This window comes from Acinetobacter colistiniresistens (assembly GCF_000413935.1).
In the GTDB taxonomy this organism is placed as follows: Bacteria; Pseudomonadota; Gammaproteobacteria; order Pseudomonadales; family Moraxellaceae; genus Acinetobacter; species Acinetobacter colistiniresistens.
The window spans coordinates 801,506-825,446 of sequence record NZ_KE340380.1 but is presented as its reverse complement, the minus strand read 5'-3'; the positions used below and the strand labels follow the sequence as shown (position 1 = coordinate 825,446).

The 23,941-nt window shown below is 39.8% G+C and carries 24 protein-coding genes; 10 read left to right on the top strand and 14 right to left on the bottom strand.

Features of this window, described 5'->3' with window-relative positions; translation table 11 throughout:
• Positions 1-123: 123 nt before the first annotated feature.
• Positions 124-801 (bottom strand): LexA family protein, encoded by a 678-nt coding sequence (locus F907_RS06305; RefSeq protein WP_016652608.1) that lies wholly within the window; start codon positions 799-801, stop codon positions 124-126.
• A gap of 134 nt (positions 802-935) precedes the next feature.
• On the opposite strand from F907_RS06305, the gene F907_RS06310 reads away from it, so the two are divergent.
• The 5 genes from F907_RS06310 (at position 936) to F907_RS06330 (ending at position 4,187) form a co-directional block, all read left to right on the top strand.
• Positions 936-1,343: a hypothetical protein gene (locus tag F907_RS06310; RefSeq protein ID WP_016652607.1), complete on the top strand. Its 408-nt coding sequence runs from the start codon at positions 936-938 to the stop codon at positions 1,341-1,343.
• Positions 1,344-1,530: 187 nt separating this feature from the next.
• Positions 1,531-2,082: a hypothetical protein gene (locus tag F907_RS06315; protein WP_016652606.1), complete on the top strand. Its 552-nt coding sequence runs from the start codon at positions 1,531-1,533 to the stop codon at positions 2,080-2,082.
• Positions 2,083-2,309: 227 nt separating this feature from the next.
• A complete protein-coding gene (locus tag F907_RS06320; protein ID WP_016652605.1) occupies positions 2,310-3,062 on the top strand; it encodes a hypothetical protein in 753 nt (250 codons plus the stop codon).
• Positions 3,063-3,179: 117 nt separating this feature from the next.
• Positions 3,180-3,575, top strand: a complete 396-nt coding sequence (locus F907_RS06325) for a hypothetical protein (protein WP_016652604.1) — start codon at positions 3,180-3,182, stop codon at positions 3,573-3,575.
• A gap of 60 nt (positions 3,576-3,635) precedes the next feature.
• A complete protein-coding gene (locus F907_RS06330) occupies positions 3,636-4,187 on the top strand; it encodes a hypothetical protein (protein ID WP_016652603.1) in 552 nt (183 codons plus the stop codon).
• 59 nt (positions 4,188-4,246) lie between these two features.
• Here F907_RS06330 and F907_RS18530 read toward each other — a convergent pair whose 3' ends face one another.
• The 3 genes from F907_RS18530 to F907_RS06340 all read right to left on the bottom strand — a co-directional run bounded on the left by F907_RS18530 (position 4,247) and on the right by F907_RS06340 (position 6,446).
• Positions 4,247-5,314 (bottom strand): bifunctional HD family hydrolase/N-acetyltransferase, encoded by a 1,068-nt coding sequence (locus F907_RS18530; protein WP_016652602.1) that lies wholly within the window; start codon positions 5,312-5,314, stop codon positions 4,247-4,249.
• Between the two features lie 110 nt (positions 5,315-5,424).
• Positions 5,425-5,682 carry a YjhX family toxin gene (locus F907_RS06335; RefSeq protein WP_016652601.1) on the bottom strand — a complete coding sequence of 86 codons (258 nt, stop codon included), beginning with the start codon at positions 5,680-5,682 and terminating at the stop codon, positions 5,425-5,427.
• 230 nt (positions 5,683-5,912) lie between these two features.
• Positions 5,913-6,446 carry a lecithin retinol acyltransferase family protein gene (locus F907_RS06340; protein ID WP_005271019.1) on the bottom strand — a complete coding sequence of 178 codons (534 nt, stop codon included), beginning with the start codon at positions 6,444-6,446 and terminating at the stop codon, positions 5,913-5,915.
• A 171-nt stretch (positions 6,447-6,617) separates the two neighbouring features.
• Here F907_RS06340 and F907_RS06345 point away from each other — a divergent pair, with 171 nt between their 5' ends.
• A complete protein-coding gene (locus F907_RS06345) occupies positions 6,618-7,355 on the top strand; it encodes a phosphodiester glycosidase family protein (RefSeq protein ID WP_016652600.1) in 738 nt (245 codons plus the stop codon).
• A 45-nt stretch (positions 7,356-7,400) separates the two neighbouring features.
• On the opposite strand, the gene F907_RS06350 is transcribed toward F907_RS06345, so the two are convergent.
• From F907_RS06350 to putA, 4 genes are all read right to left on the bottom strand, one after another.
• Positions 7,401-7,628 (bottom strand): hypothetical protein, encoded by a 228-nt coding sequence (locus F907_RS06350; protein WP_005271014.1) that lies wholly within the window; start codon positions 7,626-7,628, stop codon positions 7,401-7,403.
• A 249-nt stretch (positions 7,629-7,877) separates the two neighbouring features.
• A complete protein-coding gene (gene trmA / locus F907_RS06355) occupies positions 7,878-8,963 on the bottom strand; it encodes a tRNA (uridine(54)-C5)-methyltransferase TrmA (protein ID WP_016652599.1) in 1,086 nt (361 codons plus the stop codon).
• A gap of 90 nt (positions 8,964-9,053) precedes the next feature.
• Entirely contained in the window at positions 9,054-9,527 is a 474-nt protein-coding gene (locus F907_RS06360; RefSeq protein WP_016652598.1) for a GrpB family protein, read from the bottom strand.
• Positions 9,528-9,635: 108 nt separating this feature from the next.
• Positions 9,636-13,397 (bottom strand): trifunctional transcriptional regulator/proline dehydrogenase/L-glutamate gamma-semialdehyde dehydrogenase, encoded by a 3,762-nt coding sequence (gene putA / locus F907_RS06365; protein WP_016652597.1) that lies wholly within the window; start codon positions 13,395-13,397, stop codon positions 9,636-9,638.
• A 120-nt stretch (positions 13,398-13,517) separates the two neighbouring features.
• Between putA and F907_RS06370 the strand changes: the two genes are divergently transcribed.
• Positions 13,518-14,009 carry an Lrp/AsnC ligand binding domain-containing protein gene (locus F907_RS06370; protein ID WP_016652596.1) on the top strand — a complete coding sequence of 164 codons (492 nt, stop codon included), beginning with the start codon at positions 13,518-13,520 and terminating at the stop codon, positions 14,007-14,009.
• A 45-nt stretch (positions 14,010-14,054) separates the two neighbouring features.
• Here the strand turns inward: F907_RS06370 and putP are convergent, their stop codons facing one another.
• Entirely contained in the window at positions 14,055-15,551 is a 1,497-nt protein-coding gene (putP, locus tag F907_RS06375) for a sodium/proline symporter PutP (protein WP_016652595.1), read from the bottom strand.
• An 841-nt stretch (positions 15,552-16,392) separates the two neighbouring features.
• On the opposite strand from putP, the gene F907_RS06380 reads away from it, so the two are divergent.
• A complete protein-coding gene (locus F907_RS06380) occupies positions 16,393-17,547 on the top strand; it encodes a lytic polysaccharide monooxygenase (protein WP_016652594.1) in 1,155 nt (384 codons plus the stop codon).
• Positions 17,548-17,632: 85 nt separating this feature from the next.
• Here F907_RS06380 and gcvH read toward each other — a convergent pair whose 3' ends face one another.
• The 4 genes from gcvH to F907_RS06400 form a co-directional block, all read right to left on the bottom strand.
• Positions 17,633-18,007 (bottom strand): glycine cleavage system protein GcvH, encoded by a 375-nt coding sequence (gcvH, locus tag F907_RS06385; protein WP_005211933.1) that lies wholly within the window; start codon positions 18,005-18,007, stop codon positions 17,633-17,635.
• An 87-nt stretch (positions 18,008-18,094) separates the two neighbouring features.
• Entirely contained in the window at positions 18,095-19,120 is a 1,026-nt protein-coding gene (locus tag F907_RS06390) for an AraC family transcriptional regulator (RefSeq protein WP_005241112.1), read from the bottom strand.
• 128 nt (positions 19,121-19,248) lie between these two features.
• Positions 19,249-19,689 carry a MaoC family dehydratase gene (locus tag F907_RS06395; protein WP_005270993.1) on the bottom strand — a complete coding sequence of 147 codons (441 nt, stop codon included), beginning with the start codon at positions 19,687-19,689 and terminating at the stop codon, positions 19,249-19,251.
• Entirely contained in the window at positions 19,689-21,536 is a 1,848-nt protein-coding gene (locus F907_RS06400) for an ABC transporter ATP-binding protein (RefSeq protein WP_016652593.1), read from the bottom strand. Before F907_RS06400 ends, F907_RS06395 begins: the two co-directional genes overlap by 1 nt.
• A gap of 388 nt (positions 21,537-21,924) precedes the next feature.
• On the opposite strand from F907_RS06400, the gene F907_RS06405 reads away from it, so the two are divergent.
• Positions 21,925-22,293, top strand: a complete 369-nt coding sequence (locus tag F907_RS06405; protein ID WP_016652592.1) for a hypothetical protein — start codon at positions 21,925-21,927, stop codon at positions 22,291-22,293.
• A gap of 25 nt (positions 22,294-22,318) precedes the next feature.
• Here the strand turns inward: F907_RS06405 and F907_RS06410 are convergent, their stop codons facing one another.
• Positions 22,319-23,266, bottom strand: a complete 948-nt coding sequence (locus F907_RS06410; RefSeq protein WP_032862124.1) for a metal-dependent hydrolase — start codon at positions 23,264-23,266, stop codon at positions 22,319-22,321.
• A 396-nt stretch (positions 23,267-23,662) separates the two neighbouring features.
• Here F907_RS06410 and F907_RS06415 point away from each other — a divergent pair, with 396 nt between their 5' ends.
• Entirely contained in the window at positions 23,663-23,854 is a 192-nt protein-coding gene (locus F907_RS06415; RefSeq protein ID WP_005241116.1) for a hypothetical protein, read from the top strand.
• Positions 23,855-23,941 lie beyond the last annotated feature (87 nt).

Sequence of the window (23,941 nt, the reverse complement as noted above, 5' to 3'; positions counted from 1 at the left end):
TTGAATAAAAAAGCCTAGACCATGATCTAGGCTTTTTTTGTTGTATATGATTTTGATCGTACAAATTATTAAAATACTAATATTGAGTTAAAAATAAGAATTCTAATAATTAAGCCTTGAAAATTAGCTATGTTTTATTTTGGATCTACGTTTGGATTGGTAGATATAGCGAATGGAATCGACCACTTCACCAACAAAAATACATTCTTCATCGAGTGGAATGATATTGGGTTTGAATTCTGGATTCAGTGCTTGCAAGTATCGTGAATTATCGGTTTCGATGACGAGGCGTTTGAATGTCGCATCTTCATGTTTTCTTACCACAATCATGTCACCCGATTGCATATCGCTATATTGGACTGTTGGGTCAACCAAAATGTAATCGCCCTCATGAAAAACGGGGTAATTACTCAGACCTTGTACTTTTAAATAAAAGCAGTCATCACAATCATCCGGCAGAGGCAGCCATTCTTCAATCTGTGTGATATCAACCGATTCAACATTGGTAAACACACCTGCCTGCACCCAAGACAGCACGGGAGCCATGTTGGCCTTTACTGGGGTGATATTAGAAATATCATCATGACCTAACTCTTTCGGCGTAGCACTGCCAAGGCCTGTTTGCAGCCAATAGGCATCTACACCCAGAAAATTAGCAATAGAGGGTAAGTGAGATGAGGAACTGACCAGTCCAGTCTCAAGCTGGCTGAGGGCTGATTGGGTAATGCCTACAGCAGCAACCACATCTTTTTGAGACTTCTTGGCTTTTTTTCTTGCTTCTTTGAGTCGGTCTTTAAGCATTTTAATACACCTTAAATCAATAAATTAAGAATATTAGCAAGCTAATGTGAAGTCAAATTAGTATTCTTATTGAAATAATATTAGTTTACTAATATAATTGATCTATCCATTAGGTTAAATGCTGGAGGTGCGGTATGAACAAATCAATCAACCCAAACATGCATATTAAGCAGAATTTAAATGCAGAAATTGAAGCATGGCTGGCTCAAGGTAATGCAATCACAACAATTCAAAATACGTATGAACAAAGATTGAAAGCAAGACCAAGTCATGTTGTAACGTTTATATCCCAAGAAAAAACGAAGAAAGAATTAAAGCGACTCGAAAGAATTGCAAATCAAGCTACAGAAGATCAAATCCAAATGCTCAGTGCTTGGTTGGATGTACAAAAGGGGCGAGCTAAAGCTTTGGTGGAAGTTCTGGGTTGTGCACATAGCTATATTTCTCAAATTAAAAGTGCAACCAGACCTTGTACAAAAGCACGATTTGAAGAAATTTATCAGGCAATGAAGCTTGTAGAAGTCAGGGAAAAGTATCACTAAGCACATCAAACAGGCACTTGAAGCTGATCAAAGCAGTGCTTGATGTTGGAGGTGAGCAGCAAACTTGAACTCAAAACAAGGGTTCGATGAATGCTGAGAAATAACGTAAGGCTTGGTTTGTTAAAGTTTGGATTTTAGAAAATAAGGACCAAGCCCAAAATGAAATAACATTGGTTTAGGTGACGATATGAATGCAAGTATTGCAAAGTTTGAAAAATTTGAATGGTTGACGCAGGGCTTAACACTACGCTCAGCGGGCTTAGAGCCTTTTATTCGTGGGACAGGTGATCGTCCCTTAAATTATGAAGATCGTTTAGGTGCAATCGCATCAATGAATACTCAATTGGCAAAGTCAGTGACTGCGCTCATTGTATTCGAGCATAAAGCCAAAAGCGATTATGACTATGTTCGCCAGTATTTGGCAGACCTTTTTATAGAGCAAGCCGTGCGAGATAAAAAACGCGAGCCAGAACGTATTGCCATCTATCACTTGGCTTGGTTGCTATCGCGTATGGTATTGGATTTTGTGCTAGATCCTGAGCTAGAGGAAAACTATACAGCAAAAGGGCGTCTTGCTTATGCGGGTATTAATCGCCATCAGATGAATGTGGAGAGCTATAGAAAGACTTGGAAAGGGTATGAAAGCTTAATGACTCAGATGATTGAAAGAGCGATTCTTGAGGCTGAAACTACGATTGAACAATACCGGAAAAATACTTACAAAAATATGCGCGCTTAGGGATTCCATTATTTCGGGAATTAGGCTATAGTTTTTATATACTGGTCGTATTACATTTGACTTCGACCAAATTAAAAAGCTCACATCTAGTGGGCTTTTTTATTGCCTAAAAACTCGGTATCCGTCAGGAGCCGAGTTTTTTTATATCAGAAGATAAGCAATCGTCCATTTTATTAATTTTATAAGTGGATGCTTTAAAAGCTGCTCAATAACTCAAGGTGATTAAGATGAATTGCGTAAATAATATGATATTAGGTTCTGTTTCAATTAAACACTTAGACATTCTTTCTTATGCAGATATTGTACCTGCGGTTATGCGAACCACAGCAGACTTATCAGGTATGGCTTATATAGAGGGAAATAATCAACTCGGCTCTATAAAAATAAGAGCAGTGGTCGATGGACTTTTCGCTATTTCTGCCTATTTCCAAGCACAAAAAGGCCGATTTTCATTTACTCATGCAAGCACGATTAACCAATCAATTGTGATTTTGGGTGTGGATCATGAGCCTAAAAATAAAGTAACAGTGAACAATATTGAGCAGGGTTTTGTCATTTATAGTCATTTTGATGCTGGTAAATTTGTGGTGGTGTTGGGGGATTTTAATAGCTTAAATAATGCCACCTATATCCAGGAAAACCCATCTCAGAATCCAATTGTGACATTTGAAATTACCAGTGCTCAATCGATGAATATTTATATTGATTATGCGTTTGTCGGGGCATGGCATTCGAATAATGCATTGAAATTGCCAAAGTATTATCAAATCGTTGCGCAAGAAGATCTAACCCAACTTGACTTTGATTTACGAGAAGCCTATGTCAGCTTGAACTATAAAATGCCCGCTGAACTTGAAGATGGGGTCTATTATCACTTAACCAGTCATGGTGAAATTTTGGGTTCAGAAGTCAAGGTCGGGGACTTTGTACAGTTCCATGATCAGCAAAGCTGGATGCTGCATTATCCCCAATCCGTATAAATTAAATTTTTTCCAGAACCAAGGGAGTGATTATGGTGGGAAAATGAAAAACGAATCTACTCAAGCTAGGTCTTAACTTTAAACAAGTTGAGGCCTTTTTTATTTATGGAGGACAAAATGACAGAGGTTGCTTCAGCGGGTGCAGGGATTGCGGCCGTGATTAAATCTTATGGCGTATTTTTTATTGTCGTTATGGCGCTGAGCTTTATGTTTTTGGCTTGGATGGTCGTGATTATGACCCGACTACCCAAAACCAGACGTGAATGGGTGGTTTCACTTATTTCAACCGCGGTTGGCAGTATTGCTGGAGGTGCTTTTGTAATTCAGCATTTTGGTTTGCAAGCTTGGAGTGAAAATGCTTATGGCGCATTTGCATTAGGTGGTTTGTATTTTCTATGTGGATTACCTGTTTGGGCGATTATTCGCTGGACCTTTAACTATATTAATGCCAGAGAAAACTCCACCATTTTAGATGTAGCCAAAGAGGTAAAAGACTTTAAAGACAAATTTTAAATAATAAATTCAATCCAATGCCGCCTTCGGGCGGTTTTTTATTATAAAGAGGAAAATGACATGACAATAATACAAGATGGTTTCGACCTTTTACGCAAAAATTTTGGCAAGTTGAGTCAATCTCAAGTCGATGGTATCAACTTTCTCATCTCAGTACTGGCTGAAGATCAAACAATAACATCTACTCAGGCTGCTTATATCTTGGCAACCGCGTGGCATGAAACAGCCAAAACCATGCAACCTGTGATCGAGTATGGTTCTGAAAAATATTTAAAATCTAAGCAATATTATCCCTATATCGGTTATGGCTATGTGCAATTGACTTGGTTGGCAAACTATAAAAGAATGGGGGATTACTTAAAAATTGATTTAGTGAAAAATCCGAAACTGGCTTTGCAAGCTGATATTGCAGCACGTGTCATGATTGTTGGTATGAAAAAAGGGATGTTCACTGGTAAAAAGCTCGAGAATTACATCAATCAAGATAAAAAAGACTATATCAATGCACGACGAATCATTAATGGGGTAGATAAAGCCGAGCTGGTCGCAGGTTATGCAGAAATCTTTGAGCAAGCACTGCAAGTTTCCGAAACAATGGCTGTGTCTGATTAACGCGCAGAAGTTCATATCGATGCGGTATGAACCTCTGTCGTGTTGTTCAATCAGTCAGCTTAGACAGTCGCATTAAATGCATCTGCATAAAGCACTTCACCAGTAGGGACATGTTCAGTAAAAGGCAAGATTTGGAAATACTCAGCAGGTACGCCTTGTAATACAAGTCGTGCATCTGCTTTAAAGCCAAATTTACTGTAATAAGCTGGATCACCCAGTAGCACACAACCCACTGCATCTAAATCTTTGAGTGCTTCAAGGCCGGCATGCATCAGTTTTGCACCCACACCTTGACCTTGATAGTCGGGTAAAACTGAAATTGGCCCTAAGCCATACCAGTCTTTAGTTCCATCTGAGAGGCGTACAGGTGAAAATGCAATATGTCCTATCAGTTTATTATTGCTGATCGCAACCAGAGATAAACTCAATTGACCTGAGTTGCGTAAAGCATTCACAATAAACTGTTCAGTATGACTGGAATGTTCTGCAGTCTCGAAAGCAGCTTGGGTTAACTCAAAAATATGTTGAATGTCTGTTGCTCGCTCATCACGAATATGGATATTCATCTTCATTTTCTCTTGGGTTTGCTGATCCAAAATTGTTCGGATTTGTTGCAGTACTGGAATAGCTTGAGTGTATTTTCCCCCATAGCTGAGATTAAAGGCATAATCGAAATTAGCAGGATTAATCCCCTGATTATGTTGCAGAATAGTCTCTAATTTATCCAGTGCTTGCACTAATTTTGCTTCTGCTGTTTCGGCATTTTCGTATTCTTGCCAAAGTGCTCGAATCAAGGCTTGAGGGGGCTCATCCAGAGATTCCGTCAATTGATAAAGATCCAGTTTCTCCTGTTGGCTCTTGTCTGGAAATTGATTTTTCATGATGGCAGGAATATCCCCATGAATAGCCTCGCCTAAGTCATGAACCAGACACATTTTGAGTATCTTGGCATGATCAAGATGTTCAAATTGATCGGTAAAGATCATTGCCATTAAGCATAAACGCCAACTGTGTTCAGCGGTGCTTTCTTGACGACCATTGGATGTATGTGAAAATCTCAATACGTTTTTTAGTTTTTCTGCTTCACGTAAAAAAGCTAAGCGGTTTTGAATGACATCTAGTTCCATTTTCTTTCTCAAAATAAACCATATGTAATTTGGATAAACCCAGTCCAATTTTAGATTGATAGACAACATCTAAACATCATCACGGGTTTATTCAAACCTATGATTGTGTATTAACGATTGTCTAACTGTGGGCGTACTGATCTAAGCCCATGTAAATTAATTTGATAGGGCTGTCCATTGATGGATTTAATCAGTTTTTTCTTTCTTAGCTTGTTGAAAACGGCAAGGTCACAATCGGATAGCAAGAAACCTTCTCGGCTATAGCACTCTACAGCGATGGTTTGACCTGCGTCATCACGAAGTTTTACGATTTTTCCGCCTTTAGCTAAGACGTGTAGTGTCCGTTGTTCGGACTTAGATAAGTTCATGTTGTTATCCAGATAGAAATAATCAGAGGCAAAGTTAGGCTTAAAGCCCAAAAAATCGCGCAGATAACCAATTTCAATGTGTTATTGAAATATAGTTAACAGATTACTGCTATCTCCAACATAAAACCCTCGGTATGGATGGGATACGAAATGTATCGAAGAAAATACTAATGCAAGCCGAATAAAAAATCAATCAATTGCTGAAAACGTTTTCGAAGATCACATCGATCTTATTTTTTTGAATGCTTTTCTTTAAGTTGTAAGTAGGCGGGTACTGATTTTTTGGCTTGCCGACGTAGCATCATCTTGATGTATAGCACGATCGCAAAGCAGGCTGTCGCTACAGTGAGCATTAAACCGTTCATATAACTCATGACTGAGCTGACATAACCAATGGTGGCAAGACGACGTTGCATGCGTTCAACTTGCGTGCTGGACTCAACGCCTGTGATTGCCCAGGTGCATAAATGTTCACAGTTGTTAATGATCAGGTGATAATGATTTTCATGCATGCGTGAGCGCATACGCCGTACCACTGTTTTGGCTTTATAGCGTGGGGATGGATAATTTCTCATGTAAATTGGCTTATCACGTGCAAAGCGTTGGATAGTCGTCATTTCGATGGGATGCTTTTTAAAAATATGGGCAAAACCAGAATAGTGAATGACTCGCCCACGACCTGCATAAATGCCGTGATGACTATAACCAAAGTGTTTTACGATTAGATGTGCGCCAATAGGGAAGCGTGGATGTTTTTGCTGCATGTGGATACAAAGGTATTGTATTTACACTATTATTTTAGTGAAAAAATGTGAATCAATCGAGCCTGTTTAAGCGATTAATTGAATGATTATGTGTTGAGTTTGTATCTACTATTTAGTGTTAGTCATCACTATGGGAAAATAAAATGCGATTAATCTTAAATATTATTCAGAATGAAAAATTGGCTATTCTTCTCTGTTGCATTTCTGGCTGCTCCGATGGTACACGCGATGCAGCATCAAACCTTACAGTACGATCAGCAAGCATATGATGTCATAAAGGTCGAAGATCTGGATCAATTAAAATTATTTTTAAAAAGCCCTGAAACCAATCGTTATTACCAAAAGTTTGCAGTATTACAAAAAGAATTACCGGCTTGTGCACAACTCAATTTTGCAATGAATGCAGGGATGTATCATGCCGATTTGCAGCCTGTTGGTTTATATGTTGAACATGGTAAACAACTTGCTCCATTAAACGAAGCGACAGGTTTTGGTAATTTCTTTATGCAACCGAATGGTGTGGTGGCATGGAATGATCGATATGCGGTGATCAAGAGTACGGCTGATTATAAGAAAGATGGCTTTAAAGCCCAATTTGCAACCCAGTCAGGACCCATGCTGATCAATAAGGGGAAAATCAACACTCAGTTTCTCGTGGACTCTAACTCATTCAAAATTCGAAACGGCGTTGGGGTAAAGGACAATCAGCTGTACTTTGTGATTTCACAACAACGGGTGAGCTTTTATCAATTCGCACAATTCTTTAAGCAGCAATTGAAAATAGACAATGCCTTGTACTTGGATGGTTCGATTTCAAGTTTGTATTCAATACACAGCAAACGCCATGATAAGCGATTTAATTTGGGACCAATTGTGGCTGAAGTGAATCGAGGGAAATGTAAATCTTGATGACACCCTCATCTCCTTGTTTTAAGGAGATGAGGGGGCTTATTTTTATTGAATCGGTGGTTTGATCATCGCCAGTAATTCTTTACGGCTATAACCACGAGAAATCAGTACTTTCTTGATGCCTTTAATCACATCTTCGTCTGTCGCTTTAACTAAAGCATCCAGTAGTTGTTCATTGGTTTTGCAAGAACAATCATTTTCAACGCAAGAAGTTTGGTTCTTGTGTTCGTTATATTGTTCATCTGCATTGAACATTTTTTGCCAAAAACTCATAGAGCCTTCATATACAACCTAACATAGCTCGAAATATAACCACTTTAAAATAAAATACAAGTCAGCTTAAGTGATAAAAGCAACAGTTGAACTTCAATTTTTTCGATAATTGTTTGAATGTCTAACGAAATTATGACGGTATGATGACTTGACCTTTGAAAAATATAACTTTTTTATAATTATTCTTTGAATAAAAATAAAGGGTTACTCGAACCCTTTATTATTTGTCGTTACGTTGAAATAATTTGTTTAAATCTTTTCGAGTAAGACGCCAGATTCAACATGATGGGTAAAAGGGAACTGATCGAACATCGCAAACTTCACAATTCGATGTGTCTGAGCTAAGGTTTTTAAGTTGTCATGTAAGGTATCTGGGTTACATGAGATATAGAGAATACGCTCAAAGCCTTGTAGTAACTTCAAGGTTTCATCATCAATCCCCGCACGTGGTGGGTCAACAAATACCGTGTCAAAGTCATAGCTCTGAATGTCGATTTCAGCTTCTTGCAAGCGTCTAAACTCACGTTCGCCTTGATAGGCTTGAGTGAATTCTTCCGCAGATAAGCGAGCTACCTGTATATTTTCGATCTGGTTTTGCTCAATGTTCCATTGCGCAGCATACACTGAAGATTTAGCAAGTTCAGTTGCGAGTACACGCTTAAATTTCAACGACAGTGGCAGAGTGAAGTTACCATTACCACAATACAATTCTAACAAGTCTTTTTGGGATTCTTGTGCGGCATCGCAAGCCCATTCCAGCATATGCTGACACACTTTAGCATTTGGTTGAGTGAAGCTGCTTTCAATTTGTTTGTATTTAAACGTGCGACCGTGAACATTGAGTTGTTCAACCACGTAGTCATCCCCAATGATGACTTTTTGGCCACGACTACGGCCCATAATTTTAATATTCAGTTTTTCAGCAAGCGTTTTGGCCGCTGTTTCCCATTCGGTATCTAATTTACGATGATAAATCAGCGTGACCAGCATCTCTCCACTTAAAGTCGAAAGAAAGTCGGCTTCAAAAACACGTTGCGATAGAATCGGGACTGCTTTTAATTCTTCTAATAGGCGTGGCATTAAATCATTAATGCTTTGATCCGCGATGGGAAATGTATCCACACGAATAACTTCTTTTTGTTTCCCATCTTCAGCACGTTCAAACATGGCGTAGAACAGATCATCTTCGGTATGCCAGATACGGAATTCTGCACGCATACGGAAATGTTGTTCAGGTGATTGAAACACTTCTAAAGCAGGCGGATTGAACGGGGCAAATTGTGCGGTAATGCGTTCAACTTTCTCTTGAAGTTGCTGGGGGTAAGATACGGTCATAAAAAAGAAAACTACAGGTGAAATCTAAAACGGGAATGGTATCAAAAAAGCGCAATCAGGTGCAGGAAATTATGCAAACACTGTGCTGTATTAAACTTCTTGCTTTAACACCTGTTGAATAAAATTCGATTTGATTTCGCGGTATTGATCTTGGCTCATTCCCTTGCAGTTATGTTTCAGCGCATTATATTGAGTGACTAAATCAGGGGACTGCCTTAAGTGATCACGGAAAGTTAAAAAGTTGTCAAATATTGAGCCCGTTACCACGATTTGTAAGGCGACATCATGTTCTAACGATTCCAACATACACAGCTCATGGGTACGCAATGTATCAAGTTTTTCTTTAAAGTGAAGCTGTTGTAATTGCTGAATAGTATCAATAAAGCGCTGAGCGGGGACTTCGATATAAATATCAAGATCACCTTTTGAAATTGCATTGGGAATAGCAGATGAACCAATATGCTCAATAATGGCATAAGGTGTGAGCTGCTGGATCTTATTTTTATAATCTTCAAAAAGTAGAATGCAATTGGGTTGATATTCAGGAGCTGATAAAAACTGCATCTAAATAGTCTCATTTTTATAATAGGAATAAGATGATCTAGAACATAATAAAAAACCCGAACCATGTAAACATGATTCGGGTCATTGAGAGACTTAATATCTCTAAAATTAGTCTTCAGATAAAGTCATTAAGCTTGCGTTACCACCAGCAGCAGCAGTATTCACACTGATTGCACGTTCAATAACAAGACGTTCTAAAGGAATTTGCTCATTCGCTTGAAGCTGAGTAATACCAACAATCGCACCTGAACGGGCAGCAACTTGAGTTTGCAAGTCTTGCAATTGCTCAACAGAACCGTGATGAAGTACTGCGTCAAACGCATCTTTTTCAACACTTGAGATCACAGTGATCGCATCTAAGACATCTTTAGGTAAAGACGCTTTGTGTTTAGTTAAGAATGCATTGTCTTTCAGTACAGCCGCAGTACTGCTGACGGAGAAAATCGCAAGTAATTGCTGCAACTGGCTTGCTTCATCATTGGCAATCGACAGTACACGATGACGTGGCAAGATAATGTATTGGTTGCTTTCACCCGTTGGGCCTTGCAGTTCGTAGAACTTGCCTACACCAAATGCTGGAATCGCTGTGATTGCTTGCGGCATGTTTTGGTTTGCCCAAGACAATAAGCTTTGATAAGCAACATTTGATACCGCATCAAACTGAGAAATTTCAGCTTTCACCGCAAATGGCGTTGCCAATACTTTCTCTGAACAATGCTCCATCAAGCGGTACATATACAATGGACCACCTGCTTTTGGACCTGTACCCGATAAGCCTTCACCACCAAATGGTTGTACGCCGACTACTGCACCCACGATGTTGCGGTTGATATATAAGTTACCCACTTCAGCACGTTGGATCACAGTATTGATGGTTTCATCGATACGTGTGTGTAGACCCATGGTTAAGCCATAACCTTTAGCATTGATACGGTCGATCAATTGCTCAAGTTCACCATACTTGTAAGTAATGATGTGCAAGACTGGACCAAACACTTCGCGTTCTAAGTCGTCAAGGTTCGGTAATTCGATTGCTGTAGGAGGAACAAAAGTACCTTGTGCAAGGGCTTGTTGGCTCACTGCATCGTTAAACATTAATTGATGAACAGGGTAACCCTTAGATTTCATCTTTTGAATGTGTGTATCGATGGTTTGTTTTGCTTCAGTATCAATCACTGGGCCAATATCAGTTTTTAAGATCGCAGGATTACCAACGATTAACTGTTGCATTGCACCTTTCAACATTTTGATGACCGTTGCCGCACTATCTTCTTGCACACATAAAATACGAAGTGCAGAACAACGTTGACCCGCACTGTCAAATGCAGAACTTACAACGTCCAATACAACTTGTTCAGTGAGTGCAGAAGAGTCTACGATCATCGCATTTTGACCACCTGTTTCCGCAATTAACGGAATTGGTTGGCCATTTGGAGATAAACGTTTTGCAACTGTCTTTTGCAAGATTTTTGCAACTTCAGTCGAACCTGTGAACATAATCCCTTGGATACGATCATCTTGGCTTAATTGAGCACCAACTGTTTCGCCACGACCTGGAAGAAGTTGCACAACGCCGTGCGGCACACCAGCTTCCCAAAGCATTTGAACTGCTTGAGCTGCGATCAGTGGAGTTTGTTCCGCAGGTTTGGCAATCACACAGTTACCACTGACTAATGCAGCTGCAATCTGACCAGAGAAAATTGCAAGCGGGAAGTTCCATGGGCTAATACACAATACGGTACCCAATGGTTTTACTTGTGCATTTACCGGTAAAGCTTCGATTTGAGTGGCGTAGTAACGTAAGAAATCTACCGCTTCACGTACTTCGGCAATCGCATTGGCATAAGTTTTACCACTTTCACGGCAAAGTAATACCATCAATTCTTGGATGCGCGATTCCATCAAGTCAGCGGCACGTTTTAAACATGCAGCGCGTTCAACTTTATCTGTTGCAGCCCAGCTTTGTTCAGCTTGAACCGCTGCTTCTAGCGCCAGTTGTACATCAGCACTGGTTGCTTCATTGACATAACCAACTACTTCGCTGTTTTGAGCTGGGTTTGTAATTGCAAGTGCATTACTTTCGTCATGAACTATTGATTCAAAACCAAGTAAAGGTGTACTTTTCCAAATCTGGCTACGCAATTTCTGTGCAGTCGCATCCAAGGCTGCCAATGGTTGATCGTTATTGAGATCAAAACCATTTGAGTTTGGACGTAATGGGTAAAGATTATGCGGAAGCGGAATCGCAGGGTGTTTTAAGCCGAGCTGACCTTCTTCTTTCGCAGCAGTTTGAATATCTTTGATTGGAGACTGAATCAAGTCTTCAACTTTTAAGGTTTTATCTGCAATACGGTTTACGAATGATGTATTTGCACCATTTTCAAGTAAACGACGTACCAAGTAAGCCAATAAGGTTTCATGGTTACCTACTGGTGCGTAAACACGACATGGAACGCCTAACTTACCATCTTCTTTAGCACCGACAACTTGCTCGTACAATGGCTCACCCATACCGTGCAAGCATTGGAACTCGTATTGACCCGGGTAGTATTTAGTTGGATCAGCAAGGTTATAAATCGTTGCAAGTGATTGTGCATTGTGTGTTGCAAACTGTGGATACACCTGATCGGGTGCAGCAAGTAATTTTTTCGCACATGCAATGTAAGACAAGTCGGTGTGAACTTTACGGGTAAACACAGGGTAGTCAGTCATACCATCAATTTGCGCTTTCTTGATTTCGCTGTCCCAGTACGCACCTTTCACCAAACGGATCATCAAACGTTTGTTACTGCGTTTTGCAAGATCAACGATATAATCAACAACGTAGAAACAACGTTTTTGGTAGGCCTGAATGACGAAACCAATGCCTTTCCAGTTGGCAAGTTTTGGTTCGAAACATAAGCGCTCAAGTAACTCGAGTGAAATTTCTAAACGTTCAGATTCTTCGGCATCGATGTTTAAACCGATGTCGTATTGTTTTGCCAAGCAAGCAAGTTCGAACACTTTGCTATAAAGTTCGTGATGAACACGGTCGATCTGTGCACGTTGATAACGTGGGTGCAAAGCAGAAAGCTTGATTGAGATCCCTGGGCCATCATAAACACCACGACCGTTTGATGCTTTGCCAATCGCATGAATGGCTTGCGTGTAGTCGTTGTAATAGCGTTCCGCATCATGTTCAGTGAGCGCAGCTTCACCCAACATGTCGTATGAATAACGGAAACCTTTGTGCTCAAATGGTTTTGCATGTTCAAGTGCTTCACCGATGGTTTCACCGGTAACGAACTGCTCACCCATCATGCGCATAGCAACGTCAACCGCTTTACGGATGATACCGCGGCCACTGCGTGCCAATAGACCGGTTAAAACACTGGATAAGCTGGTTTGCTTTGGTGTTTCCATTAACTTACCAGTTAACATCAAACCCCAAGCTGCAGCGTTCACGAACATCAAGTTACTTTGACCAACGTGTTCTTTCCAGTTGCCTTGGTTGATTTTGTCACGGATCAATAAATCACGTGTTGCTGTATCTGGAATACGAAGTAAGGCTTCGGCCAAACACATCAATGCCACACCTTCTTGTGAAGAAAGTGAGAATTCTTGCAGTAGACCTTGAACGATACCAGCTTTACCAGCCGAGCTTTTACGCTCACGTAAATTATGCGCTAGGCTAAATGCAAGCTCATAAATTTTATGATCAAGTTCAGGGGAGATATTTGCTGCTTCAGCAAGTACAGCGACTGCTTCAGGCTCTGCACGACGCCATGCAGTATTAATGCGTTGCTCAAACTCACTTTTTTCTTTAAATTCGGTGATATAACCGTCTGTGTGAGCTGTGTCCATTTGTGCGGGAGTATCCAATGTATTCATACTAAATTCCAATAACAATCTCTAAAACATATTGAGCAGAGAGGTTTAGATAATTTATGATTACAGAATAAATCCCGAGTAACTCACTATAATTTACTTATTTTTTAGAGGAAAATTCAGTTGAATGGCCCTATTTATGCACTAGATCGAACTGATCTAAAAATTCTGGATATTCTTCAAGCAGATGGAAGGATTTCTAACAGTAAATTGGCAGAATTAGTGAACCTTTCACCGACTGCGGTGATGGCACGTGTCCAGAAGTTGACAAAGGATGAATTTATTTTGGGATATGAGGCAAAGCTTAACCCAAATAAGCTAAACGCAAACTTTTTGGTCTTTGTAGAGGTGCTACTGGATAAAACCACGCCGCATATCTTGGATGATTTTATTGATGCGGTAACCCAATATCCAGAAATTGTGGAATGCCATATGGTCAGTGGAGGTTTTGACTTCCTGATTAAACTACGTAGCGCAGGCATGGAGGAGTTTCGTCGTATTGCGGGGCAAATATTGTGGCAGCTCCCTGGGGTTAAGGAAACGCGTAGCTATCCCGTTATGCAGGTGGTAAAAGATAGCTCCAAAATAAAAATTAAATCACGTGCCAAATTTTAAGCAAAACAAAAGGGGCCCGAAGGCCCCTTAATTTACTTATTAGAATTATTTCATTTCACGTGCATAGATTTCATCAGCTTGTTCAAAGCGGCTTGTTACAGCTGCATTTGGTGCTTTACCCAGTAAGCTCACCACAACAATGCTGATTAATGCAAAAACGAAGCCTGGAATAATTTCGTAGATGCCTGTGTAACCGAAGAAGTTTTTCCACAGGATTACAGTGAGGGCACCAACAACCATACCCACCAATGCGCCGTTTAGGGTCATACGTTTCCAGAACAATGAAAGGATGATGAGTGGACCAAACGCGGCACCGAAACCCGCCCAAGCATATGCAACCAAGCCAAGTACCTTGCTTTCAGGATTCTGAGCAAGTGCAAGCGCAAGCATTGCAACAGCAATCACCATGCCGCGGCCAACCCAAACCAGCTCTTTTTGAGATGCATTTTTACGGATAAAGCCTTTGTATAAATCTTCGGTTAAGGCACTCGAACATACCAATAACTGACAGCTCAATGTACTCATGATTGCAGACAAAATCGCAGCAAGAATCACACCAACAACCCATGGATTGAACAGGATCTTGGTAAGTTCCATGAATACTGTTTCAGGGTTGCTAGATACGGCTGTTGCAAGTTCAGGATGCATTTGGAAATACGCGATACCGATAAAGCCTGATCCTACGGCACCTGCTAAACAAAGCGCCATCCAAGTCATACCGATACGGCGTGCGGCTGGAATTGATTTTACTGAATCAGCAGCCATGAAGCGGACAAGAATGTGCGGTTGACCAAAATAGCCTAGGCCCCAAGCAGCAGCTGAAAGAATCGCAACAACACTTAAGTTTGACGCAAAATCAAATGCATGTGGACGCACACTTTCAACAACTGCAGTAAACTCTTCCATACCGATGCCTAAAGACATGTAAGTCACGATTGGAAGCAGTAACAAGGCAAAAATCATTAAACCTGCTTGGAAAGTATCTGTCCAGCTGATGGCAAGGAAGCCACCAATACATACATAACCAATTGTTGCAAATGCACCAAGCCATAATGCCGTGCTATACGGTAAGTGGAATAAGGTTTCGAATAAACGTGCACCAGCGACCATGCCAGAAGCACAATAAATTGCGAAGAATACAAGAATAATCAATGCAGATGTGACGCGTAAGATTTTCTTCTGGTCATCAAAACGGCCAGTAAAATAATCGGGTAAGGTCAGGGCATTGTTTTGTACTTCAGTGTGTACGCGTAAACGTCCAGCAACCAAGTACCAGTTTAGCCATGCACCAATAATCAGGCCGATGGCAATCCATGACTCTGATAATCCTGTTAAGTAAATGGCACCAGGCAAACCCATGAGCAACCAACCACTCATATCGGATGCGCCCGCAGACAACGCGGTGACAAAACTGCCTAGACTTCGGCCTCCAAGAATATAATCATCAAGATTTTTGGTAGAAAAATAGGCGTATAAACCGATGCCAAGCATGGCCAGAATATAGACCACGAAGATAACAACTGTGGGATTAGAAAAATTCATAATGGATGCCTGTCCTTACATATCCATAATTTGCAATCACACCCGAATAGCTAAAAATCAATGACTATTCTTGGGATTGATAAGGTCACAGATTCAAGCATAAATGATTTTTAAAATACTGTTATTATTGTGTATTTTATTTGTATTGTTTATGTAATTTAAAATAAACCTATGAATATTAATCTTTTAATCTAAAAAATAGATTTTTTTTCATCAAAAAAGCAAAAGTATATGTTTAAAAATAAAGCACAATGTGTTTAAAAGTTACAATTCATAAAAAGTACATCTGTAGATTAAAACAACAGGGCTAAAAACCGATCAAAAAAGATGATACATGAAGTTACAAAGGCAACAATTCAGCGAAGTTCATTTATAAAAATAGAACGTGAAGTCGTTTTGCTAATAAAAATTGATTTGGAGTATTTCATACCGATTCATTACGCCGTTGGAGGCTTTTCTAAGAATAGATATTGTGATGGATCAGCTATAAATTCTTGGCTGATTGGGTCTGGTGCAGGGTTATGCCTTATACGATGAAATTGATAGCCCGTGTATAGCTAAGAATAAAATTATTCAAGCGATGGTGTTGTGCCGTGATTTACTGACTTAGCTCGCATTCAATTCGAGTTTTTTTGATTAAGCTAAAAATAACGGAGCTATTCAATAATTTGATTCAGTCAACATAACTTTATATTCCTGTGATCCACTCAACTGAGCTCTTACAGATCGTTACAGAGGAGGTGGTTGTCTTGTTCAAGTGGCTGACCTATGGTCTAAGAGGTGTCTTAAGAACACCAATGCTTAACAACAATAAATAAGTGAAATAAATAAGGTGAAAATAATGATGATTCGTCACTTCATTCAACGTAGTTTAATCTCGGTTGGAATATTGGTCCTACCCACGGTGCCTTCATTGGTTTTTGCACATGGCTATGTGCTTAAACCTGAGTCACGGGCTTATGCATGTAAGCTGAACAAGAATAGTCAATGTGGCAGCATTGTTTGGGAGCCTCAAAGTTTAGAAGCGGCCAAAGGATTTCCACAATCAGGTCCACCAGATGGACAGATTGCCAATGCCAATTTGAGTCAATTTTCTGAGTTGAATGCACAATCTGCAACGCGTTGGGTTAAAACAAATTTGCCTACTGGAGCGAATGATTTTACTTGGCAATTGACTGCTGCACATGTTACGCAGGGCTGGCGTTACTTTATGACCAAACAAGGATGGAATCCTTCAATGCCATTGGCACGCAGTTCTTTTGATCTCAATCCCTTTTGTACAATAGATGGTAAATATCAAAAACCTGCCAGCGTGGTGACGCACCGTTGTCATGTGCCTACAGATCGAAGTGGTTACCATGTAATTTTGGCTGTATGGGATATCGGTGATACCAGCAATGCATTTTACAATGTCATTGATGTCAATGTCGGTTCAGGTAGCCCAACAACACCAGTGGATCCACAACCACCGAAACCGATTCAAAGTTGGAACGATATTGGAGATATCAATCCGCTGGATGACTTATTGCCAAATGATCGCGTATCAACACGCGTTTTTGATAACACTGGTGAAAATTCGAATCTAAAAACAGAATTACGGATTACAACGATTGCCAATGGCAGTCGAAATGTTTGGCCGCGTTTATTGGCAGAAGCCATTAATCGAGAACATAGCGCCTTACGTGCAGGTATTAAAAATAGTAATGGTGATATTATTCCTGCCGCGGGTAAGAATGATGTTTATAGTAGTTTAAACAGCGGGATTCAGTGGGTTGAGATTAAAATTGAACGTGCACCAAGCAGTGGTGGTTCTTATGATTTTGTTTATCCAAAAAATATCAGTACATATAAAGCTGGCACCAAAGTATTGGGCAGCGATGGGCGTATTTATCAGTGTAAGCCATTTCCTTATAGCGGTTGGTGTACAGTCCAAGCCCATCAATATGTCCCTGTGACAGGCTCGAACTGGCAGGATGCCTGGATCTTAATAAAATAGTCTATGTTTTATAAAATAAAAAACCGAGTTAGCATATAACTCGGTTTCTACTTGGCAATATCAGGCGATATTTATCAATCAGCAATTATAAACCTGATTCATACTCGCTGTTTGAAAGTAACTTTTCTACGTCAGCCATATTGTCTGGTTTGATTTTATAAATCCAGCCTTTGCCATAAGGTTCATCATTGACAAAATCAGGGTCATCTTCAAGATCAGTATTGACTTCAACCACTGTTCCAGACACTGGTGCGTGAATATCAGAGGCTGTTTTTACTGATTCAACAATGCCTGCTTGTTCAGTCGCCGTAACGTGGCTGCCAACTTCTGGCGTTTCCACATAGACTAAATCACCCAACTCATCTTGAGCATGGTCAGTAATTCCCGTCACAACAAGGTCACCCTCGATTCTTACCCACTCATGCGTACGTGCATATTTCAATTCTGCTGGATGATTCATGACAACTCCTTAACAATCTGTCGTATCATTTTTATTTGGTTTATACATGCTTTTCAATAAAAACAAAAGCTTTCGAGTCTGAAGAAATTATAAGTAAGGGTCTTTACGCCAGTTACTTGGACTACGGCCACTCCAGCGCTTAAAGGCACGGCTAAAGTTGGCGACATCTGAATAGCCTAATTCATCTGCGATTTGTTCCAGACTATAATCGGTTCGAGAGAGCAGAGAGGTGGCATGGCGATAACGCACTTCATCTACCAAGGTCGAGAAGGACGTGCCCTCGGCCGCAAGTTGGCGTTTGAGGGTTCGGTCTGACATGTGCAAGCGCTCAGCCACACTTTCAATACTTAAATAATGCTGTTCTGAATTGGTCAGGATATCACGGACACGCATGGCTAAGCGGCGGCGCTCACCTAAAGCAGACAACTCTGTTTCGCATTGGTTAATTGCAATCTGGCTGGCAATTGGGTCTGCATTGACCATCTTTAAGCCTAGATATTTTTTATCGAAGCTGGAAATTAAATGCGGTTGATTAAAACGAATGCTGCTGCTCAATTTATCTTTATATTTTTCAAAGCCAGCGGGTTCAGCGAAGTCCAGATCGACTTCACCTCTTAGATCTTCAATGCCAGTCAGGGCTTTAGCCATGGTCATAATACCAATGGTCAGGCCTAAAATAATTTCAGTGCGTAATGGCTCAACTTCAATATCACATTGTAGTTGTAGGGTCGCTTTCGGTCCAAAAGTAGAAAAATAAAGCTGCAAAAAGGGAAGGCGTAACTGAATAAACCGGCTTGCCAGTGCTATGGCATCGGTAATGTCATGCGCCGTCATAATGGCATAGCCAATAAAGCCATGAATGGAAATCCGCATTTGCGTTCCTAGGTGAAAGCCAAGGGTACTTTCACCTGTCAGGCGCAAAGAGTGTTTCACCAATTCATTCGCAATGGGTGTTGGAATTCTGAAGTTCGGATCAGCCAGTTGTTCGCTGGTTAAATGAAACGGTGCAAACAATGTTTCATCGCTATATCCCCAGCGAGAAACCACGTCTAAGAGCAATAAGCCATAGACACCTGGTATTCCTTGATCTTGACGAGTTGTGGTTGTTTTCATGTGCTTTCCGTGGCGCTCATCAATTTTGCCAATATCTTTTAAACATTTAAGTCTTAAACATCTTTACATGAAATAAAATAATCAATCATAAAAATTGTTGGACAAAAGAGTCACTGAATGTTCAACAATCAAGTGGGCTTTCTAAAGACCATAATTTTGGTTGTCGATATTAATAGCACATCACCATGCTGGTTCAAAGCTTGTGTCACATAGCTGACGATACCCCGATCATTTTTTGTTTTAGAGGGTACAATCGCCGTGATTTCAATTTCTACATGAATTTTATCACCTGCACGGGTTGGACGAGGCCAACGCAAACTTGATTCAGTACCTAATAGACCGCCTGCGATTGGAAAACATTCTGTCCATAAACGCATGGCCACTGCGGAAGTATGCCAACCGCTTGCAGCCAAACCTTGGAAAATGGGATGTTGTTCTGCAGCTTGCTCATCTAAATGAAAAGGTTGGGGGTCGTACTGTCCAGCAAACTGTTTAATTTCTTCAAGGGTCATTTCATATTCACGACTAATGAAATGATCTCCAATATTTAAATCTTCTAAATACAACATTATTCTGTGTCCTGAGTCGCCTGCTGTTCAACTAAAAAACCACCTGTTTGTCGTTTCCATAGTTGTGCATACAAGCCATCGTTCGCAATTAATTCTTCATGTGTCCCTTGTTCCGCAATTCTTCCCTGATCCAGAACAATAAGGCGATCCATTTGCGCAATAGTAGATAAACGGTGCGCAATTGCAATGACTGTTTTGCCAACCATTAAGTCATTTAAACTGCTTTGAATCGCAGATTCGACCTCTGAATCAAGTGCACTGGTGGCCTCATCCAAAATTAAAATAGGTGCATCTTTTAGGAAGACACGTGAAATCGCAATACGTTGGCGTTGACCACCAGAAAGCTTAACACCGCGCTCACCGACATAGGCGTCATAACCCACACGTCCTTTTTGATCGGTGAGTTGCGGAATAAACTCTTCAGCCTTGGCTTTCTGAACTGCAAGTTGAACTTCTGATTCTGTTGCATTGGGGCGGCCATATTTAATGTTTTCTGCAACTGTACGATGTAATAAAGACGTATCCTGAGTGACTAAGGCTATATTGGCACGTAAGCTATCTTGGGTTACATCATGGATATTTTGACCATCAATCAAAATTCGACCTTGGTTGATGTCATAAAAATGCAGTAGCAGTTGAATTAACGTTGATTTACCTGCGCCGGAACGACCTACAATCCCAATTTTTTCGCCTGGTTTAATGGTGAGATTGAAATGCTCAATGACATTTTTTTGATTATAAGCGAAGCTTACATCTTCAAAGCGGATTTCACCATGCGTGACGACTAATGTAGAAGCATCTTTTTTATCTTGAATCTGGATTCGTTTGCCTAAAGTCTTCATCCCATCCTGAATGGTACCGACATTCTCAAACAGCATTGTTACATTCCACATGATAAACTCTGCCAAGCTATCCAGCTTTAGAACCATCGCCGTTGTTGCCGCAATGACGCCAATGGCTGCTTGACCTTGTGTCCATAACCACACAGAAGTTCCAATCACACTAATAAATAGAAATGCACTTAAGAAACGGATCGCGATTTCGTATTTAACACCTAAACGCATTTGCTTATAGACCGTGACCATGAACTCCTGCATCGATTCTTTGGCGTATTGGCTTTCACGGCCAGCATGGGCAAATAATTTCACGGTTTGGATATTGGTATAGGCATCGGTAATACGACCAGTCATGACGGCACGTGCATCAGCTTGTTTTTTTGAAATTTTGCCTAGGCGGGGGATAAAATAACTCGCAATTGCAATAAATAAGAACAGCCATAAGGCCAAAGGCACAATCAAGATTGGCGAAATAGAACCGAGAACCAAGCTGATTGTAATGAAATAAATCAGAACATAGACCAGCATGTCACCCAGAATCATCCAGAAATCGCGAACCGCCAAAGCCGTTTGCATGACTTTGGCCGAAAGACGACCCGCAAAGTCAGTATGGAAAAAATCGAGGCTTTGTTGCAGTAATAAGCTATGAAAACGCCAACGCATCCGCATTGGGAAATTACTGAATAAAACTTGATGTTTAACCACAGATTGCAGGCTGACAAAGAAAATATGGGCAAATAAAATGCTAATCAGGATAGTCAGGTTTTGTTGATTGTTTGCCAAAAAAGTACTTGGTTGACTATTGCTAAGCCAGTCTACGAGTTTGCCGATATAAGAGAAGAATAACGCTTCGAAACACGCTGCTGCTGCCGTACAGACAATGAGAATAAAAAGATAAGGGCGAATTCCCTGGGTGGATCGCCAAACGAAAGCAAAAAATGTGGTGGGTAATGGTTTGTTTAAGTCTTTCGTTGGATAAGGATCAACTAGTTTTTCAAACCATTGCAGCATTAGGTTTTCCTCTAAGACAAAGTACTAATTCAGCTTGTGCTGTAGCATAGCAGAAAATTGATTTCATAACTGAGAAAAGGAATGACAAGAAAATTCAAATTTAAGTTTTTAGTAAAGATAATTTAAAGGGAATGACTGCATCAGATTTTTAAACCTATTAAATCAAAGTTTCTTTTTAGCTTCTATGATTGATAGGATGAAGATTAATATTAACAAGATTATTATTTGGAATGTTTTATATTAAAATTTATTTAGTTTGTCTTAATATTTATTTTTAATTTGTTAAATTATTGGGTTGAATGGAAGGTGATTTTTTGTTCTTTTTGGTGTTATAATGGATTGAAAATTAATATATATAGAAATGATGATGAAAATAATATCTACAGTTATGTTTATGCTTTTGTTTATTATGTCTTGCACGGTAGATGCTCAGAATTTTAAAGATGATTATGTTAGTTTGTCTGAGGTTTATTTTAAATCGATTGATGATCAAATTCAATTTGAATATGCTCTGCGAGGAAAAGAAAAATCAAGTAATGAGCAGCTGGAAGCGAAGCAAAAAGAGTGTTTGGTCGAAAAAAGTAAAGTTAATTTGCATAAGTTAATTATTGATCGTTATTCAGATTATCAGGGGTATATGCAAGAGGCTGCTGAAAGTATCATGGAGAAGAATGAATTTAAATTCACACAAGAAGAAGCGCAAAAGAATTATTCTGCGCTTAAGAGTGAGTTAAAGAAAACCTCATTCCCATGTTGAACAATGAGGTTTTGTTTCTTAAAAATTAACTTAAAGCTGTCGCTTGGGATGTGCTTTGCGTCATTTTTTCAAAATACTGTACTGCAGGTGAACGAGCCATATATGCCAATGCTTGCTCGGTATCACCTTCATGAATCGGATTAAATTTTGGAGATACCCAACGTAAAGTTGCTTTCCAGAGATATTTAATGGTTGGTAGATTATCCGTTTGCGTCGCCGTTTTTTCGAATTCACGAATAAAAGTAAAAAATCCACGGCGCATCAATTTTTGAACATCTTGGTGCTCTAAATCTTGCTGTCCAAGACTACGTGCAAAATCTGCGAGGAAATAAATAAACAGTGGAAAAACCCCCATCATGATCACTTGTCGAGAGGCATAAAAACCGAGCTTATTTGTGAGTAGATGTTCAAATAGATCATAAGCTACACAACGATGTTCAACCTCTTCGGCAAGATGCCAACGGAATAAATCTGTCATTGCCGGATCTGCTTTGTCCCAAGACTTGCTATCCAGAGTCCATTGGCCAATAGTACCTGTAAAGTGTTCAATTGCAGCGATTACACCCACGCGGAACAGCAACCAATATTCATCCAGCTTTTCACCTTTTAGAAAAGGCATACCTAAGGGTTTGTCACCTAAAATAATGTTGAAAATAAAGTGAGCACGATTTAATGGATCTTGTATGTCGTAGCCATTTTCTCTTAGGAAATCTTGTGCTTTTTCATGCGCACGTGCATGAGCTGCTTCTTGGCGCACAAAACCAATCACTTCTTGTTTTAATTTTTCATCAGTAACGTAGGGGATCGCTTTATTAAAAACACGGCAAAACCAAAATTCACCAGCAGGCAAAAGCATGTTAATCCCGTTGGCGATGTGAGAGCATAAGGGGTCGTTAGGCATCCAACAAACGGAAGACTCAGAGAAATCGAAATATACTTTTCTTGCTTTAAGTTGATGATTTTCTGTGATCATACATGTCACCCAAGATAAAATTACAGATTAAGTTGAATAGGTATTTTTTAGCATTGAGTAAAAATGTTAGCCATGTGCTTTTAGGACAAAAAACACTTTTCTAAAGGCTTAAAAGATAAAATTGGGGCAATTGATATTTAAGTTGTATGTGAATGTTAAGAAAAATCTAGCGCTTTAGTAGATTACTTATGCAAGGTTCAAATCATAGCTAGTTTATTGTCGGAATAAATGAGGCGAAGTAATCCAGTATTTAAAAAGCCCAATATCATGATGGGCTTTTTAAATAGTGTAGAACTATACGTTGCTTTTTATAGTGTGATAGAAAAAGAAAATACTGTAGTTCACAAGAGTAGGCGTATACTGGCTAAAGGTACTAGAATCATAAGGAATCTAAACATGCTTCTCAAGTTTGCAATTCGATTTATGGCGGTTCTGTTCGCTGTATTGGCTTTAGCTGCAGTAATAATTCATTTCTTTTTTTCAAGTAAGTTAACCACTGATTTATGGATTATTGCGGTTCCTGTTATTCTGGCTGTGCCAATACTTAGTTCTATCATTGTTGCTAAAGACGATGAGTTGAGTATTTAGTTAGTTTTTATTTAAATTGTATAAAAGCTTATCAAACGATAGGCTTTTTTCTTTTATATGGTATAAAAATAGCACCAATAAAAAAGG

What these genes read in the sequence shown, in the direction of transcription:
- putA (WP_016652597.1), bottom strand. Translation starts at nt 13,397, where the DNA reads ATGAATACATTGGATACTCCCGCACAAATGGACACAGCTCACACAGAC.
- gcvH (WP_005211933.1), bottom strand. Translation starts at nt 18,007, where the DNA reads ATGAATCATCCAGCAGAATTGAAATATGCACGTACGCATGAGTGGGTA.
- F907_RS06400 (WP_016652593.1), bottom strand. Translation starts at nt 21,536, where the DNA reads ATGCTGCAATGGTTTGAAAAACTAGTTGATCCTTATCCAACGAAAGAC.
- F907_RS06405 (WP_016652592.1), top strand. Translation starts at nt 21,925, where the DNA reads ATGTTTATGCTTTTGTTTATTATGTCTTGCACGGTAGATGCTCAGAAT.
- F907_RS06330 (WP_016652603.1), top strand. Translation starts at nt 3,636, where the DNA reads ATGACAATAATACAAGATGGTTTCGACCTTTTACGCAAAAATTTTGGC.
- F907_RS06360 (WP_016652598.1), bottom strand. Translation starts at nt 9,527, where the DNA reads ATGCAGTTTTTATCAGCTCCTGAATATCAACCCAATTGCATTCTACTT.
- F907_RS06390 (WP_005241112.1), bottom strand. Translation starts at nt 19,120, where the DNA reads ATGAAAACAACCACAACTCGTCAAGATCAAGGAATACCAGGTGTCTAT.
- F907_RS06315 (WP_016652606.1), top strand. Translation starts at nt 1,531, where the DNA reads ATGAATGCAAGTATTGCAAAGTTTGAAAAATTTGAATGGTTGACGCAG.
- F907_RS06415 (WP_005241116.1), top strand. Translation starts at nt 23,663, where the DNA reads ATGCTTCTCAAGTTTGCAATTCGATTTATGGCGGTTCTGTTCGCTGTA.
- F907_RS06345 (WP_016652600.1), top strand. Translation starts at nt 6,618, where the DNA reads ATGAAAAATTGGCTATTCTTCTCTGTTGCATTTCTGGCTGCTCCGATG.
- F907_RS06395 (WP_005270993.1), bottom strand. Translation starts at nt 19,689, where the DNA reads ATGTTGTATTTAGAAGATTTAAATATTGGAGATCATTTCATTAGTCGT.
- F907_RS06350 (WP_005271014.1), bottom strand. Translation starts at nt 7,628, where the DNA reads ATGAGTTTTTGGCAAAAAATGTTCAATGCAGATGAACAATATAACGAA.
- F907_RS06335 (WP_016652601.1), bottom strand. Translation starts at nt 5,682, where the DNA reads ATGAACTTATCTAAGTCCGAACAACGGACACTACACGTCTTAGCTAAA.
- F907_RS18530 (WP_016652602.1), bottom strand. Translation starts at nt 5,314, where the DNA reads ATGGAACTAGATGTCATTCAAAACCGCTTAGCTTTTTTACGTGAAGCA.
- F907_RS06410 (WP_032862124.1), bottom strand. Translation starts at nt 23,266, where the DNA reads ATGATCACAGAAAATCATCAACTTAAAGCAAGAAAAGTATATTTCGAT.
- F907_RS06380 (WP_016652594.1), top strand. Translation starts at nt 16,393, where the DNA reads ATGATGATTCGTCACTTCATTCAACGTAGTTTAATCTCGGTTGGAATA.
- F907_RS06325 (WP_016652604.1), top strand. Translation starts at nt 3,180, where the DNA reads ATGACAGAGGTTGCTTCAGCGGGTGCAGGGATTGCGGCCGTGATTAAA.
- putP (WP_016652595.1), bottom strand. Translation starts at nt 15,551, where the DNA reads ATGAATTTTTCTAATCCCACAGTTGTTATCTTCGTGGTCTATATTCTG.
- F907_RS06340 (WP_005271019.1), bottom strand. Translation starts at nt 6,446, where the DNA reads ATGCAGCAAAAACATCCACGCTTCCCTATTGGCGCACATCTAATCGTA.
- trmA (WP_016652599.1), bottom strand. Translation starts at nt 8,963, where the DNA reads ATGACCGTATCTTACCCCCAGCAACTTCAAGAGAAAGTTGAACGCATT.
- F907_RS06310 (WP_016652607.1), top strand. Translation starts at nt 936, where the DNA reads ATGAACAAATCAATCAACCCAAACATGCATATTAAGCAGAATTTAAAT.
- F907_RS06305 (WP_016652608.1), bottom strand. Translation starts at nt 801, where the DNA reads ATGCTTAAAGACCGACTCAAAGAAGCAAGAAAAAAAGCCAAGAAGTCT.
- F907_RS06320 (WP_016652605.1), top strand. Translation starts at nt 2,310, where the DNA reads ATGAATTGCGTAAATAATATGATATTAGGTTCTGTTTCAATTAAACAC.